At 66.1% G+C, this 16,279-nt stretch carries 10 protein-coding genes, 1 tRNA gene and 2 pseudogenes; 8 read left to right on the top strand and 5 right to left on the bottom strand.

The annotated features are described in order from the left end of the window. Positions 1-8: 8 nt before the first annotated feature. From ubiB to AC5YGJ_RS06590, 7 genes are all read left to right on the top strand, one after another. Positions 9-1,691: a 2-polyprenylphenol 6-hydroxylase gene (gene ubiB, locus AC5YGJ_RS06620; RefSeq protein ID WP_249844882.1), complete on the top strand. Its 1,683-nt coding sequence runs from the start codon at positions 9-11 to the stop codon at positions 1,689-1,691. Between the two features lie 179 nt (positions 1,692-1,870). Continuing rightward, complete coding sequence (gene lexA / locus AC5YGJ_RS06615; RefSeq protein ID WP_057498317.1) at positions 1,871-2,506, top strand: transcriptional repressor LexA; 636 nt, start codon at positions 1,871-1,873, stop codon at positions 2,504-2,506. Positions 2,507-2,710: 204 nt separating this feature from the next. Further along, complete coding sequence (gene recA / locus AC5YGJ_RS06610) at positions 2,711-3,748, top strand: recombinase RecA (protein ID WP_057498318.1); 1,038 nt, start codon at positions 2,711-2,713, stop codon at positions 3,746-3,748. A gap of 110 nt (positions 3,749-3,858) precedes the next feature. Next, the gene (recX, locus tag AC5YGJ_RS06605; protein ID WP_005409024.1) at positions 3,859-4,350 is read left to right on the top strand and encodes a recombination regulator RecX; all 492 of its coding nucleotides are present in this window, start codon (positions 3,859-3,861) and stop codon (positions 4,348-4,350) included. A 109-nt stretch (positions 4,351-4,459) separates the two neighbouring features. Continuing rightward, positions 4,460-7,108 (top strand): alanine--tRNA ligase, encoded by a 2,649-nt coding sequence (gene alaS, locus AC5YGJ_RS06600; protein ID WP_496186105.1) that lies wholly within the window; start codon positions 4,460-4,462, stop codon positions 7,106-7,108. Positions 7,109-7,255: 147 nt separating this feature from the next. Continuing rightward, the gene (gene csrA, locus AC5YGJ_RS06595) at positions 7,256-7,459 is read left to right on the top strand and encodes a carbon storage regulator CsrA (protein ID WP_004152909.1); all 204 of its coding nucleotides are present in this window, start codon (positions 7,256-7,258) and stop codon (positions 7,457-7,459) included. 78 nt (positions 7,460-7,537) lie between these two features. After that, a tRNA-Ser gene (locus AC5YGJ_RS06590) sits at positions 7,538-7,630 on the top strand. A gap of 120 nt (positions 7,631-7,750) precedes the next feature. Here AC5YGJ_RS06590 and AC5YGJ_RS06585 read toward each other — a convergent pair. Next, the gene (locus AC5YGJ_RS06585) at positions 7,751-10,081 is read right to left on the bottom strand and encodes a TonB-dependent receptor domain-containing protein (RefSeq protein ID WP_496186104.1); all 2,331 of its coding nucleotides are present in this window, start codon (positions 10,079-10,081) and stop codon (positions 7,751-7,753) included. Between the two features lie 203 nt (positions 10,082-10,284). On the opposite strand from AC5YGJ_RS06585, the gene AC5YGJ_RS06580 reads away from it, so the two are divergent. After that, the gene (locus AC5YGJ_RS06580; RefSeq protein ID WP_107232812.1) at positions 10,285-10,767 is read left to right on the top strand and encodes a LuxR family transcriptional regulator; all 483 of its coding nucleotides are present in this window, start codon (positions 10,285-10,287) and stop codon (positions 10,765-10,767) included. Between the two features lie 53 nt (positions 10,768-10,820). Here the strand turns inward: AC5YGJ_RS06580 and AC5YGJ_RS06575 are convergent. The 4 genes and pseudogenes from AC5YGJ_RS06575 to AC5YGJ_RS06560 form a co-directional block, all read right to left on the bottom strand. Further along, positions 10,821-11,414, bottom strand: a pseudogene (locus AC5YGJ_RS06575) (transketolase-like TK C-terminal-containing protein); the annotation flags it as partial. A 28-nt stretch (positions 11,415-11,442) separates the two neighbouring features. Beyond that, a pseudogene (locus AC5YGJ_RS06570) lies at positions 11,443-11,508 on the bottom strand (hypothetical protein); the annotation flags it as partial. A gap of 244 nt (positions 11,509-11,752) precedes the next feature. Next, positions 11,753-13,861, bottom strand: a complete 2,109-nt coding sequence (locus AC5YGJ_RS06565) for a phosphocholine-specific phospholipase C (RefSeq protein WP_496186103.1) — start codon at positions 13,859-13,861, stop codon at positions 11,753-11,755. An 8-nt stretch (positions 13,862-13,869) separates the two neighbouring features. Further along, positions 13,870-16,248: a TonB-dependent receptor gene (locus tag AC5YGJ_RS06560; protein WP_496186102.1), complete on the bottom strand. Its 2,379-nt coding sequence runs from the start codon at positions 16,246-16,248 to the stop codon at positions 13,870-13,872. Positions 16,249-16,279 lie beyond the last annotated feature (31 nt).

The following is a 16,279-nucleotide window of genomic DNA, read 5'->3' as shown; positions in this document are numbered from 1 at the left end:
CACGCATGATGTGGGAAACGCTGGGCACGGTCCGTGACCTGGGCCGACTGCAGGAAATCGCGGTCGTCCTGATCCGCTACGGCTTCGGCGACGTGGTGCGGCGCATCGGCCTGGCCACCACGCTGGAGCGGGCAGGGCGCCTGCTGCACTGGAACGAGGACCGCCAGGAACTGCTGCGGATGACCGCGCCGGTGCGGGTGCGCAGCGCGATGCAGGATCTGGGCCCCACCTTCGTCAAGCTTGGCCAGGTGCTGGCCACGCGCGTGGACCTGCTGCCGCCGGAGTGGATCGCCGAGTTGTCCGAGCTGCAGAACGCAGTTCCGGCGTTGCCGTATGCCGAGATCCGTGCGCAGCTGGAGGCCGACCTCGGCGCTGCGCCGGCCGAGGTGTTCGCCTTTCTTGATGAAACGCCGATGGCCGCCGCCTCGCTGGCACAGGCCCATCGTGCGCGCCTGCACGACGGCAGTGAAGTGGTCCTGAAGGTGCGCCGCCCGGGCATCCGTGACGTGGTCGAAGCCGACCTGCGCCTGCTGGCGCGGCTGGCCGAGATCGTTGAAGCCCGCCTGCCGGACCTGCGCCGCTACCGCCCGGCCGAGGTCGTGCAGCAGTTCACCGTTTCCCTGCGCCGCGAACTGGATTTCGCTGCCGAATGCCGCAACGCCGAGCGCATCGCGCGCAATTTCAACGGCCGTGACGACATCCTGATCCCAGGCGTGCACTGGCAGTGGACCTGCGAGAGCCTGAACGTGCAGGACTTCGTCGACGGCATTCCCGGCCGTGATCTGGCTGGCGTCGATGCGGCGGGGCTGGACCGCCGCGAACTGGCCCGGCGCGGCGCCGACATCGTGTTGAAGATGGTGCTCGAGGACGGCAGCTTCCACGCCGATCCGCACCCTGGCAACATCATCTACCTGCGTGACGGCCGCATCGGCGTGATCGATTTCGGCATGGTCGGCGCGTTGTCCGAGGTGCGCCGTTTCCAGGTGGCGCAGTTGCTGCACGGCCTGGTCGAACAGGACCCGCAGGGGGTGGCCGACGTGCTGCTGGACTGGGCCGGTGGCGTGGAGGTGGACGAGAACCGGCTGCAGCACGACATCAGCCAGTTCGTCGACCAGTACCGCGGCGTGCCGCTGAAGGACTTGCGCATCGGCCTGATGCTGGGCGACATCACCCAGCTGCTGCGCAGCTACAGCCTGACCCTGCCGGCCGATCTGGCCTTGATGATCAAGGCCTTCCTGACCCTGGAAGGCATGGGCCGGCAGCTTGATCCGGATTTCGACATGGCCAGCGCTGCGCGCCCGTTCCTTGAACGCGTGGTGTTGCAACGCTACGCACCCAGGGCGCTGCTCAAGCGCGGCCGGCGCAGCCTGCTGGGCCTGGTCGATTTTGCCGGTGAACTGCCGCGCGACCTGCGCAAACTGGTACAGGCAGCGCGTCGTGGCCGGCTGCAGCTGAAAGTGGAAACCAGCGCGCTGCAGGGCTTCGGCGAGCAGGTCAACCGCGCCGCGAACCGGCTGGTGATGGGCATCGTCACGGCCGCGCTGATCATCGGCTCGTCGATCGTGATGCACAGCGTCGGCGGTGTTTCCAGCCGCTGGCTGCTGGCGCTGGGGGTGTGCGGCTTCATCGGCGCCGGCTTCTGCGGCGTGTGGATCCTGTTTTCGATCTGGAGAAGCGGCAAGCACACGTAGTGTGATTGCCGCAGCGGTTCCCGTAGAGCCGACCGCTGGTCGGCTGCTCTTGCTTATGCCTTCGCCAATCGCGCGTTCACCCGCCTGCCGAGCATGGCTCGGCACGACAGGCCACTCCATCGGCTGTCTGTTGCCCCCGGCACTTGCAGTCCCGGATATTAGTAGTAATACTACTAACCATGGACCTGACCGACACCCAGCAGGCGATCCTGCAGTTGATCGCCGAGCGTATCGAGAGCGAAGGCGCACCGCCGTCGCAGACTGAAATCGCACGTGCGTTCGGCTTCAAGGGCGTACGCGCGGCCCAGTACCACCTGGAAGCCCTTGAGCAGGCCGGTGCGATCCGGCGCATTCCGGGCCAGGCCCGCGGCATCCGTCTGGTGCAGGCCCCCGCGGTCGAGAAGCTGGCCGAGCCGGGGCTGCCCGACAGCGTCCTGCGCCTGCCGGTGCTGGGTCGGGTCGCTGCGGGTCTGCCGATCGGCGCAGACATCGGCTCGGACGATTTCGTGGTACTGGACCGGGTGTTCTTCTCGCCGGCACCGGATTACCTGCTGAAGGTGCAGGGCGATTCGATGATCGACGAAGGCATCTTCGACGGGGACTTGATCGGCGTGCACCGCACCCGCGATGCCCATTCCGGGCAGATCGTGGTGGCGCGCATCGATGACGAGATCACGGTCAAGCTGCTGAAGATCGCCAAGGACCGTATCCGCCTGCTGCCGCGCAATCCCGATTACAAGCCGATCGAGGTGCTTCCGGACCAGGACTTCGCTATCGAAGGTCTCTATTGCGGCCTGCTGCGGCCCAACCGTTGACTTCTCTCACAGTGCATTACCCCGCGGTCTTTTGTGGCGATTCTCTGGTTCCACTGAGGTTGGTACGGATGTCCGATAATTCTTTTCAGAGCGCCGGGCAGAATCTCAGCCTGTGCGATACGTCCGACTTAAAGTGAGCCCATGGCAAAGAAGACCCCCAAAGACAGCACCTCCAACGATTCCACCTCTGCAAGGACCCCTCCGATGGACGAGAACAAGAAGCGCGCCCTCGCTGCAGCTCTGGGCCAGATCGAGAAGCAGTTCGGCAAGGGCTCGGTGATGCGCATGGGCGACCGCGTGGTCGAGCCCGTTGAAGCCATCCCGACCGGCTCGCTGATGCTTGACATCGCACTGGGCATTGGCGGCCTGCCGAAGGGCCGTGTCGTTGAGATCTACGGGCCGGAATCCTCGGGCAAGACCACGCTGACCCTGCAGGCCATCGCCGAATGCCAGAAGATGGGCGGCACTGCAGCGTTCATCGACGCCGAGCACGCGCTGGATCCGATCTACGCCGGCAAGCTGGGCGTGAACGTGGATGATCTGCTGCTGTCGCAGCCGGATACCGGTGAGCAGGCGCTGGAAATCGCCGACATGCTGGTCCGTTCGGGCTCGGTGGACATCCTGGTGATCGACTCGGTCGCCGCGCTGACTCCGAAGGCCGAAATCGAAGGCGAGATGGGCGACCAGCTGCCGGGCCTGCAGGCCCGCCTGATGAGCCAGGCGCTGCGCAAGCTGACCGGCAACATCAAGCGCTCCAACACCCTGGTGATCTTCATCAACCAGCTGCGCATGAAGATCGGCGTGATGATGCCGGGTCAGAGCCCGGAAACCACCACCGGCGGCAACGCGCTGAAGTTCTACGCCTCGGTCCGCCTGGACATCCGCCGCATCGGCGCGATCAAGAAGGGCGACGAGATCATCGGCAACCAGACCAAGATCAAAGTCGTCAAGAACAAGCTGGCGCCGCCGTTCAAGCAGGTCATCACCGAGATCCTGTACGGCGAGGGCATCAGCCGCGAAGGCGAACTGATCGACATGGGCGTGGAGGCCAAGCTGGTCGAGAAGGCCGGCGCTTGGTACAGCTACGGTGAAGAGCGTATTGGCCAGGGCAAGGACAACGCCCGCGGCTACCTGCGCGACAACCCGACCGTCGCCGCCAAGCTCGAAGCCGAGCTGCGCGAGAAGTTCCAGCCGGCCGAAGCGGCCCGCGAGGAAGGCGACGACGACGGCGACGACGAGTAAGGCTTGCTGTGGGGCAGGGTGGCGCCGTCAGTGACGTTGCCCTGTCCCGCAGGTTCGAATCGCCCAGGGATGGGCAGGGCGCCACGGACGGCGCCACCCTTGGAGTACCGATGTCCGACGCCGAAGACATTCCGACTGGCCGCAAGCGCCGGCCACGCGAGCAGACTCCCGTACAACGGGCACTGGGCCTGCTGGTCCGCCGTGAGCACTCGCGCAAGGAACTCACCCGCAAGTTGACTGCGCGGGGTATCGAAGACGAAGCCGCACAGGCCGCTGTCGCCAAGCTGACCGAGGCCGGCTGGCAGGATGACACCCGCTTTGCCGAGAACCTGGTGCGGATGCGCGCCAACACCGGCTATGGCCCGATCCATGTCCGCGCCGAACTGGGTACCCACGGTCTAGACAGCGCGGCAATCGCCGCCGCGATGGACAGCTACGAGGGCGATTGGCAGGAAAACGCCCGTGATCTGGTCCGCCGCCGCTTCGGTGAGGCCGGCCCGCAGGACCTGACGCAGCGGCGCAAGGCCGCCGATCTACTGGCCCGGCGGGGTTTCGACGGCGACAGCATCCGCCGGGCGACCCGCTACGACCCGGATGACTGAGACTGGCGGCGCCGGGCCTGATACCCTTTAGGTTTTCGGCGGTCCCTCGCGACCCTGGCCAACGCGGCCGGTGGTCCGGGTCCGCCGGCCCGCAGACTGCCAGCCCCCAATGAACGCATCCGCCAAATTCACGACTTCCCAGATCCGCAGCGATTTCCTTGAATTCTTCAAGGGCAAAGGCCACACCATCGTGCCGTCGGCGCCGCTGGTGCCGGGCAATGATCCGACCCTGCTGTTCACCAACTCCGGCATGGTGCAGTTCAAGGACGTGTTCCTTGGCGCGGAGAAGCGCAGCTACGTGCGTGCGGCCGACGTCCAGCGCTGCCTGCGCGCGGGCGGCAAGCACAACGATCTTGACCAGGTCGGTTACACCGCACGCCACCACACCTTCTTCGAAATGCTGGGCAACTGGTCCTTCGGCGACTACTTCAAGAAGGACGCGATCGCCTGGGCTTGGGAGCTGCTGACCCAGGTCTGGAAACTGCCGGCCGAGCGCCTGCTGGTCACCGTGTACCAGACCGATGACGAAGCCTACGCGCTGTGGCGCGACATGGTCGGCATTCCGGAAGCGCGCATCGTACGCATCGGCGACAACAAGGGCGCGCCGTTCGCTTCGGACAACTTCTGGCAGATGGCCGACACCGGCCCATGCGGCCCGTGCACCGAGATCTTCTACGACCACGGCGACCACATCGCCGGTGGCCCGCCGGGTTCCCCGGATGAGGACGGTGACCGCTTCATCGAGATCTGGAACCTGGTGTTCATGCAGTTCGACCGCCAGCCCGACGGTACCCTGGTGCCGCTGCCGGCGCCGTGCGTGGATACCGGCATGGGCCTGGAGCGCCTGGCGGCGATCCTGCAGCACGTGCATACCAACTACGAGATTGACCTGTTCCAGGCGCTGATCCGCAAGGCCTCCGAGCTGACCGGCACCGCCGACCTGGAGAACAAGTCGCTGCGGGTGATCGCCGATCACATCCGCGCCTGTTCGTTCCTGATCGTCGACGGCGTGCTGCCGTCCAACGAAGGCCGCGGCTACGTGCTGCGCCGTATCATCCGCCGCGCCCTGCGCCACGGCTGGATGCTGGGCGTTCGCCAGCCGTTCTTCAGCAAGCTGGTGCCGACCCTGGTCGCGCAGATGGGCGAGGCCTACCCGGAACTGCCGGCGGCGGTGGATACCGTCACCCGTGCGCTGCAGGCCGAAGAAGAGCGTTTCGCCGAGACCCTCGATGCCGGCATGAAGATCTTCGAGGATGTCGCGGGCAAGGCCAGCACTGGCGTGATCCCGGGCATTGACGCTTTCCGCCTGTACGACACCTATGGCTTCCCGCTCGACCTGACCCAGGACATCGCCCGTGAGCGTGACCTGACCGTCGACATCGCCGGCTTCGATGCGGCGATGGAGCAGCAGCGCGAGACCGCGCGTGCGGCCGGCAAGTTCGGCGGCGGCGTGACCCTGCCGGCCGAGCTGGTGGCCACCCTCAGCCCGACCGTGTTCCTTGGCTATGACCGTCTGCAGGCCGATGGCCTGACCGTGCTGGCCCTGCTCAAGGACGGTCGTCCGGTGCAGTCGGCCGATGCCGGTGATGCAGTGATCGTGATTACCGACAAGACCCCGTTCTACGCCGAGTCGGGCGGCCAGGTCGGTGATACCGGCGTGCTGACCGGCAACGGCGTCCGCCTGGCGGTGTCCGACACCCAGAAGTTCGCGGGTCAGTTCCATGGCCATGTCGGCACCCTGTCCGACGGTGGCCTGAAGGTCGGCGACGTGCTGGCTGGCCAGGTCGATGGCGAGCGCCGTGGCGCCACCATCCTCAACCACTCGGCCACCCACCTGCTGCACGCGGCCCTGCGCGAAGTGCTGGGCACCCATGTGCAGCAGAAGGGCTCGCTGGTGGCGCCGGACCGCCTGCGCTTCGACTTCTCGCACTTCCAGCCGATCAGCGCCGAAGAACTGGCGGTGATCGAGCGCAAGGTCAACCAGCAGGTGCGTGCCAACAACGCTGCCGAAGTGCACACCATGGCCATGCAGGAGGCCCTGGACTTCGGTGCCATGGCCCTGTTCGGCGAAAAGTATGGTGAGCACGTGCGCGTGCTGAAGATGGGCGACTACTCCACCGAGCTGTGCGGTGGCACCCACGTCAACCGTACCGGCGACATCGGCCTGTTCAAGATCACCTCCGAGGGCGGTGTGTCCGCCGGCGTGCGCCGCATCGAGGCGGTCACCGGCCAGGGCGCCCTGGATTACGTGGACGCTGAAGAGGCCCGCCTGGCCGAGGCCGCCGACCTGCTCGGCGGCAGCGCCGCCGACGTGGTCGAGAAGATCCGTGCCCTCGGCCAGCGCCAGAAGCAGCTGGAACGCGAACTGGAAGCCGTGAAGGCCAAGGTTGCCGCCGGCGCCACGGCCGACCTGTCCGGCCAGGCCGTCGAGGTCGCCGGTGTGAAGGTGCTGGCGGCGCGCCTGGAGGGCTTCGACGCCAAGGCCCTGCGCGACGCCGTGGACCGCCTCAAGCAGCAGCTGGGCAACGCGGTGATCGTGCTGGCCGGCGCGCAGGACGGCAAGGCCGCCCTGGTCGCGGGTGTGAACGGCAGCGCAATGGGCAAGGTCAAGGCCGGGGAACTGTTGTCCCATATCGCCGGTCAGATCGGGGGCAAGGGCGGCGGACGCCCGGACCTCGCCCAGGGTGGTGGCGAGGACGGGCCCGCCCTTGCCACTGCGCTGGCTGCAGTCGTCGAATGGGTCAGCCCCCGCCTGTGATGAACCCTGCCGTCCCCCTCCTTGTAGGAGCGGGACGGCTGACGGTACCATTGCGAATCTTTTCCCTTTGTCGTGGTAGCGCTTCTTGACGGAGCGTCAAGCCGGTGGGGGATACCCTTCCACACGGTTCCATGGAGACTTACAAAAATGTTGATCCTGACTCGCCGCGTCGGCGAAACCCTGATGATCGGTGACTCGGTGAGCGTCACCGTGCTTGGCGTCAAGGGTAACCAGGTGCGTATCGGCATCACCGCGCCGAAGGACGTCGCTGTGCATCGCGAAGAGATCTACCAGCGCATCCAGCGCGGTGACGAAGCCGGTGGTACCGGTAGCGAAAATTCTGCCGAATAACGCTTTACCTTCGCACTCGATTAACGTTATGATTCACGCCCCGCTGAGGTGCAACGCACCAGATGCGGAGAACACCCCGGAGTGATGCCCGAGTGGCCGAAGGGGCTCCCCTGCTAAGGGAGTATAGGGTCAAAAGCTCTATCGAGGGTTCGAATCCCTCTCACTCCGCCAGATACAAAGAAGCGCCTGCAGATCCTCGATCTGCAGGCGTTTTTCTTTGCGCGGATGCAGGAACCCGGCGTGCCATCCAGCGGTCATTGATCGCTGGGTGGCGGCCGGATCAGGCTCTCCTCAGAGCTTCACCGTCACACCCACCTGGAACCCGCGCCCCGGCAGCGGCGCGATGTACTTCAACGGCGAGTTGTGCGGTCGCGCGTCCTCGTTGAGCAGGTTGCTGCCGTTGACGAACACTTCCATGCCGGCGATGTAGTCATTGCGTACCGGCAGTTCGCGGCTGACCTGCAGATCGACCAGGTTGAACGCATCCAGCGGGATTTCCTCACTGACGTTGCGGCCGAGGTACTTCTGGGTGTCGTAGTAGGTGCTGGACAGCTGCGCCTTCCAGCCCTGCCGCTGCCATTGCAGGTTGGCGCCGTAGCGGTTGGTCGGCATGTTCGGCAGGTACTGGCCATCGTTGTGGGCGCGCAGTGAATCGGGCCGGTCGGCCTTGTTCTTCACCAGGTCGGCGAAGGCCGAGATATTCAAGCTGCCGTAGCGACCCAGCTCCAGCGCCTGCGATGCATCGATCTCGAAGCCCTTCACCGTGGTGTCGGTCTGCTTCCAGTACTTCAGCGGCAGGCGGTTGGCCATCTGCGCGCCGGAATGGCCGAGGTAGAGATAGTTCTCGTAGCGCATCCGGTAGGCGGTGGCCGACAGTTCGAATCCACCCAGGTGGAACAGGCCGGTCAGCTCCAGATTCTTCGCGCGCTCCGGTTCGAGATTCTGGTTGCCTTCTTCCTGGGTCATCACCGAGTAGTGCGCGTTGCTGGCATACAGCTCGTTGATCTCAGGGGCGCGCTGCGAAGACGAATAGCGCAGCTTGGCCGCGAACAGCGGACCCAGCTCGACATACGAACCGAGGCTGTAGCTGTTGAGCCGGTAGGAACGGTCCTGCAGTTTTGTGTTGGCGGCATTGCGCGAGGTCTTGAAACGGCTGGGCTGCAGTGCGTGGTCGACGCGCTCATGGCGCACGCCGGCATCGAAGGTGGCCCAGCCGAAATCCAGCGTTTCCTTCAGGAATACCGCATCGCTGCGGCTGTCGACGTCGGGCAGGTAGCGCAGCGCGCCACTGCCGGTGACGTCGCGTGCCTGACGGCTCACACCCAGCAGACCACTGAGCGGCCCGATCCGCTGATGGCTGAGCAGCAGTTCGGCCTGGGTACTCTGGAAGTCGTAGTCGTTGGCCCTGGAAGCACCAAGCCGTTCGCCGGAGGTGTTGTCCAGTCTTGAAACGCGCAGTTCGACGCGTTCGAAGCCCGGCAGAGGATCGCGCAGCAGCGCCTCCAGTGCGTAGCGCTGCTGCTTGATCACCACGCCCACCGGCAGGCCGTCGGCGTAGTTGGAACCAAATGAGAGATTCTGCATCGAGAAGCCGGGCACGCCGTACTCGCTGTCCTTGGCATCGATGCTGACACCGACGTAGCCACGGTCGAAGAACAGGGTCGATCCGAGCGCCACCTGAGAGTTGCGCGCGTAGCTGTTGCCCAGCCGGTGGTGATAGTTGGGCGTCACGTCATTGTTGATCTGCTTCTGCACGTAGGACGGCGTGCCGGCGACGTAGGCAGGATTGATCGGATTGATATAGGTGCGGCGCTGCCAGACCGAGGTCGGATTGTTGGTGTAGAACGAGAAATCGCCGTCGGCCCAGTCCGGGTTCTCGGTCATGAACTGGTCGATATACGGCTGCGAGGCCTTGTTGTAGATCTGCTGCACACGCGCCTCTTTCTGGCAGCTGTCAGCCAGCGCCGAGTTGACGCCGCCGGTGGCCGGGAACAGGCGGGTGTTGCAGACGCCGGCCTTGCTGTTGCCGGGGATGTCGTAGTGCGAGATGCGTTGGCGCGAGACCTGCAGGTTGGTGGAGAGATTGCGCTGGTTGTTGAAGTTCATGCGGAGGCCCTGCGCATCGGCCGCGTTGAAGCCTTTGCGCAGGACCAGCTCCATCGACTGGTCCTTGTCTTCCATCGTGCGCGAGATCAGGCCGGAGTCGATCTCGACGCTGCCGCCGATCGCGTTGCCGCCATGGCGCACCGTATCGGAGGACTTGTTGACGGTGACGCTGCGCACGAACAGCGGATCGAAGGGAATGTTGATGTCACCACTGATCGCATTCATGCCCAGGATGGACTGGCCGTCCTGCAGGATCTGCACGCGGTTGCCGCTGAGGCTGCGGATGACCGGTGCACCTGCATTGGGCCCGAAGGCGCTGCTCTGCACCCCGGAGACATGTTCGAGCAGGTTGCCCAGGGTACGGTTCTGCGCCTGTGGGTTGTCGACGGTGACCCGGTTGTCGATGCGCGAAGGCTGGGTGGCCTCGACCCGCAGGGTAGGTAGGGTAGGTTCGTCCGCAGCATGGGCGCTGTGGACGGTGAACAGGATGGCTGCAGCAAGCAGGTGGCGACGCATGACACGCTCCGTGAAAATTGCGTGAAATGTTATAACGTAACTATTTGCAGCGACAAGTGACAAAGTGACCGCCGCAAGCCCCCCGGGTCGGGTGCCCCTGTTCATCTGTACGGCTTGCCTGGCGCCCCGGCAGCGCGCACGATCCGGGGCACTGCGCGGCGCCACGCACGCGCAGGCCCTTCTTCACTCGAACGGAGCATCGTATGAAGCTGTTGTCCGTGCTGTTGCTGTCCGCGCTTTCGCTGCCGGCCGCGTCGCTGCAGGCGGTGGAGGCTGCGCCTTCGCCGCTGTTGGGTCGCTGGTCGCTGGATGTCTCCACCTCGGCGCTGCCCGTCGCGCAGCGCCCGAAGCAGGTGCTGCTGGAGTTCCGGGACGCCGGCGCCGGCCGCTGGAGTTCGCACGTGGATATCGTGCTGCACGACGGCAAGACGATGAAGTCCGATGGCACGCTGGCGCTGGATGGCACGCCGGGGGCCTTGTCCGGCACTTATGGCGCAGACAAGGCGAACCTGAAACTGCCGGCACCGAACACGCTGGTGATGCAGCTGGTGGACCATGGCACGCCGGCCTCCACCCGCATCTATACGGTGGCGGCCGACCACGCGACGATGACCGAGACCAAGGCGTTCTACGGCCACGACGGCACGCCGATCCTGCAGACCAATCTGTTCAAGCGCATGCCGTAGGGCCGTAGCCACCTCGCCTGTGCAGCGCCGATGCGCAGGCGTGATGCGCCGAGTCAGGGCGCCCCAGGATCGGGCTTGCCGACATTGATGCCGTAGCGGTCGATCGCTTCCTGCATGCGCGCGCGTTCGATGCGGCCTTCGTCGGCCAACGCCTTCAGCGCGGCCAGCACGATGAAATGCCGGTCCACTTCGAAGAAGGCACGCAGCGATTCACGTGTATCGGAGCGACCGAAGCCATCGGTACCGAGCGCGATGAAGCGCCGATCGTTGATGAAGGGACGGATCTGGTCGCCGACGATCTTCATGTAGTCGGTGGCCACCACTACGGGACCGTCATGGTTCTGCAGGCACCGTTGCACGTAGGGCACGCGAGGGTCTTCAGCCGGATGCAGCAGGTTCCAGCGCTCGGTGGCCAGGCCATCGCGGCGCAGTTCGGTCAGGCTGGTCGCGCTCCACACCTCGCTGGCAATGCCGAAATCCTGCCGTAGCAGCTCGGCCGCCGCTTCCACTTCGCGCAGGATCGCGCCGCTGCCCATCAGCTGCACGCGAGGCTGCGAGGCGGTCCCGGCCGCGGCGGCGTGCAGCAGGTACATGCCCTTGAGGATGCCGGCCTCGGCGCCCTCGGGCAATGCCGGTTGCGGGTAATGTCCGCCCACCGGACTGCAGCACCGCCTCCAGGGATTCACGCCACTCGCGCGTTTCCAGCGGATCGGTATCGAAGGGAGTGTGGGTTTGGTTCATGACGGTCTCCAGAGGGCGCCGGTTCTCTGCCTGGGCGACAACACCGGCAGGGCGCACAGCACTGGAGCGGGGTCGCAACGGCGGGGCCGTGACGCGGGAGGTGGCCTGGGCGGCCACCGAGGAGACAAGCGTAGGTGCGTGCCTGGACTGCGGGTAGACGGGTGCGGCTTGGGTCTGCGCCAATCCTGTGTTGCTGCGCTTGTGTAGAGTCGAGCCATGCTCGACCCTACAACGGCCGGGTTGCCTAATCGTGCTCGAAGCGTAGCGGCTCGCTGCCCATCGCCGGGTCGCTGGTTCCCGGGCGTCCATCTTCGGCGCGCCCGGCCAGGCGCAGCTGGCTCTCGCCCGCGCCGATGTTCAGGTCATACCATCCCGCGGTGGGCGCTGCATCCCATGCCAGCGTGGTTTCCGCACGGGCCGGCAATGTCAGCGTCTGCTCGGGCATATGCCCGGTGTAGGCGCCGGCCTGTACGCGCAGCGGCTGCGCAGCGTCCCCCAGGTTGTGCAGGTGCAGGCGCAACTGGCCATCGGCGCGGTCGAGCACTGCCTGTACGGTCGGGCCCTTGGCCGCACCCTGGAAATGCCGGTGGAATCCGTTCGGGCCCAGCAGCCACAGATCGTAGCGACCCTGCGCATCAAGCGGCCAACGCTCCCGCAGCGGGGTGCCCGGCACGAGTGTGTAGCGGCGGGGTATCGCATCAGGACGCAGCCGGTCGTAGACATGCAGCACCGCCGCTGCGCCTTCGCAGGACAAGGACAGTTCCAGGCCTGAGGCGTCGAGCGACGCGATCGATGCCTGTGGCCGGTAGGGCAGTGCCCGCGCTGGCCGCACGCCGCTTTCCTGTTTCGCCGGTTTCAGTCCTTCCGGCAACGCTGGCACGGTACGCCCGGGCAGGGCGGCGGCACGGGCAGCCACCGCGCTCACGTCGGGCAGGCCGCGCACGAACGGGCGGGTGTCGCGCTGGGCGAAGTCGAAGGCGCCGGTCAGATCACCACAGACCGCGCGGCGCCACGGCGAAATGTCCGGGGCAGCCACACCGAAGCGGCGTTCGATCAGTCGTATCACCGAGGTGTGGTCGTACACCTGGGAATCGACCCAGCCACCCCGGCTCCATGGCGAGATCACATACAGCGGCACGCGCGGGCCCAGTCCGTAGGGGCGTCCGCGCAGTTCGGCGGCATCGTATTTTTCGTCGCCCGGTGCCGGGTGGCGGTGGTACTCGCCCTCGGTGCTCACCGACGAGGCACCCGCCCAGCCACCGTCCACCGCTGAGGGCGGGGCCGGTGGTGGCATATGGTCGAAGAAGCCGTCGTTCTCGTCGAACATCAGCAGCAGGGCGGTGCGGCTCCACACCTCCGGATCGGCGGTCAGTGCATCCAGCACACGCGCGGTATAGGCCGCGCCCTGGGCCGGGCTGGACGGGCCAGGATGCTCGCTGCCGGCGGCATCGGCGATGATGAAACTGACCTGCGGCAGGCGCCCGTCGAGCACGTCCTGGCGCAGTTGCGTCAGCCCACGGGTGCTGACCCCGCGCGCGCGCAGCTGTGGGTCATGCCCGGGTGCAGCGCTGTAGGCCAGACGGAACGCCTCGAAGCCGGCCAGCGGGTTGTCGGTGAAGTTGTCGGCCATGTCCTGGTAGATCTGCCAGGACACGCCGGCCTTCTGCAGGCGCTCGACATGGCTCGTCCAGCGGTACGACGCCGGGTGCCCACCGTGTTCGGGGAAGTTGTCATGCGAGTTGGCGATCACCGGGCCACCGGCGCGGGCCTGTGCATCGTTATGGCCGGTCCACAGGAACACCCGGTTCGGGTTGGTGCCGGCCTGCATCGCGCAGTGGTAGGCGTCGCAGATCGTGAACGCATCGGCCAGCGCGAACTGGAACGGCAGGTCACTGCGCTGGAAGTAGCCCATCGAGTGGTTCTGCTTGGCCTTCGGCCATTGCCCCATGCGGCCGTGGTCCCAGGCGCGCTGCGCATCGGGCCAGGTATGCGGCGTGCCTTCCACGCGCATGTAGCCGAAGTGCGCGGCGGTATCCAGCGGGAAGGGCGCGATGGCCCGCTTGCCGCTGGCGTCGGGCTGCAGCCACAGGCTGCGCATGCGCCCACCGGCTTCCAGTGCGGCGGCCGGGGCGACGAAACGGTCGCCGAAACCCCGCACCCCCGGCAGCGTGCCGAAGTAGTGGTCGAACGAACGGTTCTCCTGCATGAACACCACAATGTGCTGCAGGTCGTCCAGGCTGCGCGTCTGCGCGGCGGGGGCGATCGCTGCGGCCCGGGCGATGCTGGGCAGCAGCGGGGAAAGGCCGGCGGCAACGCCGGCCTGCAACAACCGGCGTCGGCCGATATCGGTCACGGGCTCACTCACAGGTCCACGCGGAAGGAGATGCCGACGGTGCGCGGGGCGCCGATGAAGGCGTTGTCGCGACCGTCCACCCCTGCAAGATACCGCTTATCGGTGAGGTTGCTCACCACCAGGTTGGCCCCCATGCCCTTCAGGCGCGGTGACAGGCCCTGCAGGTCGAAGCCGATGTTGGCGTTGAACACCGTGGCCGACGGCAGTTTGTTGACGTTGGCGGCGTCGAGGTAGCGCGTGCCCAGATAGCGGCCGGACAGGCCGAAGTTCCAGTTGGCGCCCTGCCAGTCGGCCGACAGCACCAGGGTGTTCTCCGGCTGGCCGATCACCTTGGCACCGTCGACGATGCCCAGCTGGGTATCGCGGGCGGCATTGCCGCTGCCCAGGTACTTGGAGCGGTTGTAGGTGTAGGCCGCGTTGATCCGCCAGCCATTGTCCCAACCATAGCCGAACGCTGCTTCCAGGCCGTTGCTTTCCACGCCGCCGAAGTTCTCGTAGACGCCGTCGGTCTCGCCCAGGTAATCGATACCGCTGACGAAACCGGCCGGCAGGTACACGATGCGGTTGTCGAACTTGATGTTGTACAGCGTGACCGAAGCGGTCAGCGGCCAGCGGCTGATGCGCATGCCCACTTCGATGTTGTCGGCGGTCTCCGGCTCGACGTTGCGGAAGCGCTGCGGGTCGGTTTCGCCAAGCACGCCGGACGGAATCGCGGCGAAGTTCTGCGAGAAGCCGGCGAACAGCTCCATGCCTTCCACGCCGGGTGCCCAGGTGAAGCCGGTGGACAGCAGTGGATCGGACTTGGAATCGGAGGTGACGTGCTCGCTGGCGCCGATCACGCGGCGGCGCGACTGGTCGACGAAGAACTGCTTCACGCCCAGTCGCGCACTGAACGGACCAAAGCGGGCCACGTCCTCGACGTAGTACATCTGCTCGTCGACCTTGTACTTGTCCTCGAACTGCACCCAGTACGGCTGGCGGTCGAAGTCGATGCTCTGGCCGACAGCGAGCAGGCGGTGCCAGTCGCGGCGCGCCGAACGGTCCAGCTTCTCCACCCACAGGCCGCCACGGATCGTGTTGTCGACCGCGCCGAAGGTCTGTCGCCACTCGACGTCGGCGGTCACGCCCATGCGGTCGTTGTCGTAGTGGGTATGGCGGTAGGACTGCGCGCCCAGCACATTGCCGGCGTAGCAGTTCGGGTCGTACTCGGCAGTGAAGCCCAGCCGCGGCGTGCAGCTGGCCAGGCGCTGCGCGGCGCTGCCGTCGGGATTGACGAAGAAGATCTGGCCGCGGTTGCTGCCGCCGTACACCGTCTTGCCACCGATGTACTCCGCTTCGGGGCGGCCCGCGCCATCGTCGCTGACCTGCGCCAGGTACGGCGGCAGCCAGTCGCCCCGGCCCTGCATGCGATGCCCATAGGCGGCCATCGAGGCTTTGAAACCATTGCCGCCGTCAAAGGCCGCGCGCAGGTAGCCGAAGGTATTCTCGCGCAGGGCGCGCGAACCGGAACGGTAGTTCTGGTCCAGGTACGGGATGCCGGTCAGGGTGCCGACCAGGTTGTCGCGCTCCGGGTTGGTGGCAAACCCCTTCGGCGAAACGCTGGTGTATTCCGGCTCGTCGGCATCGTTGTAGGAGAGGTAGCCGGTCAGTGTCCAGCGGTCGAGTTCGGTGATGAACTTGCCGGCGATATGGTCGTTGCTGGCATGGCCGGTGCCATCGATCCAGTCGTGCACCTTCGACGAAGACGCGCTGACCCATGCGCGGGTATGGCCTCCGAGCAGGCCGGTGTCGTAGCGCACGTAGTACTTGCGCGCATCATTGTCACCGGCGCCGACCACGAAACGCAGGCGGCTGTCCTGCAGTGGATCACTGGTGAGGAAGTTCAGCGTGCCGCCCAGCGCTTCGTTCGAACGCGAGGAGATATCGGCCGTACCCTGGCTGACTTCCACCGTTTCCAGGTCCAGGGTGTCGATGTAGCGGTTGGCCAGCGAGCCACCGCCATAGCCCGAGCCGCCGTTGGGCAGGCCATCGATGGTGGTGCCGATCTGCTGCGTATCGCGGTTGGTGACGAAGCCGCGCATGCTGATCTGGGTGCCCCATACCGACGAACCGGTGGCATCGGCCTCGCTGACCACTACGCCCGGTACTTCATTGAGCGCGTCGTTGACACTGCTCATCACCGTCTGCCGGTTCAGCGTTTCCGCGCGCACCGAGGTTTTGGCGTAGCTGGTGGCCTGGCCGATCACCTGCACCTGGTCCAGGGTGCGGGCATCGCCATTGCGCGCTTCGGCCGTCTCGCCCTGCGGTGCCTCGGCCAGGGCGTCCAGTGCGGGGGCGATCAGCAGGGCAAGCAGCGAGACACGGGGAAAGCGCGCAATCGTTCGCATCGAAACCGGACCTTCAGCAGAGGGAAACCCC

This window comes from Stenotrophomonas sp. CS3K5 (assembly GCF_059515225.1).
Note: the sequence above shows the minus strand (reverse complement) of the source record. Positions and strands in the feature narration are given on the sequence as shown.

Bases quoted from the DNA above. Each gene is read 5' to 3' on its own strand.
- ubiB (WP_249844882.1), top strand. From the start codon at position 9: ATGTGGGAAACGCTGGGCACGGTCCGTGACCTGGGCCGACTGCAGGAA.
- lexA (WP_057498317.1), top strand. From the start codon at position 1,871: ATGGACCTGACCGACACCCAGCAGGCGATCCTGCAGTTGATCGCCGAG.
- recA (WP_057498318.1), top strand. From the start codon at position 2,711: ATGGACGAGAACAAGAAGCGCGCCCTCGCTGCAGCTCTGGGCCAGATC.
- recX (WP_005409024.1), top strand. From the start codon at position 3,859: ATGTCCGACGCCGAAGACATTCCGACTGGCCGCAAGCGCCGGCCACGC.
- alaS (WP_496186105.1), top strand. From the start codon at position 4,460: ATGAACGCATCCGCCAAATTCACGACTTCCCAGATCCGCAGCGATTTC.
- csrA (WP_004152909.1), top strand. From the start codon at position 7,256: ATGTTGATCCTGACTCGCCGCGTCGGCGAAACCCTGATGATCGGTGAC.
- AC5YGJ_RS06585 (WP_496186104.1), bottom strand. From the start codon at position 10,081: ATGCGTCGCCACCTGCTTGCTGCAGCCATCCTGTTCACCGTCCACAGC.
- AC5YGJ_RS06580 (WP_107232812.1), top strand. From the start codon at position 10,285: ATGAAGCTGTTGTCCGTGCTGTTGCTGTCCGCGCTTTCGCTGCCGGCC.
- AC5YGJ_RS06560 (WP_496186102.1), bottom strand. From the start codon at position 16,248: ATGCGAACGATTGCGCGCTTTCCCCGTGTCTCGCTGCTTGCCCTGCTG.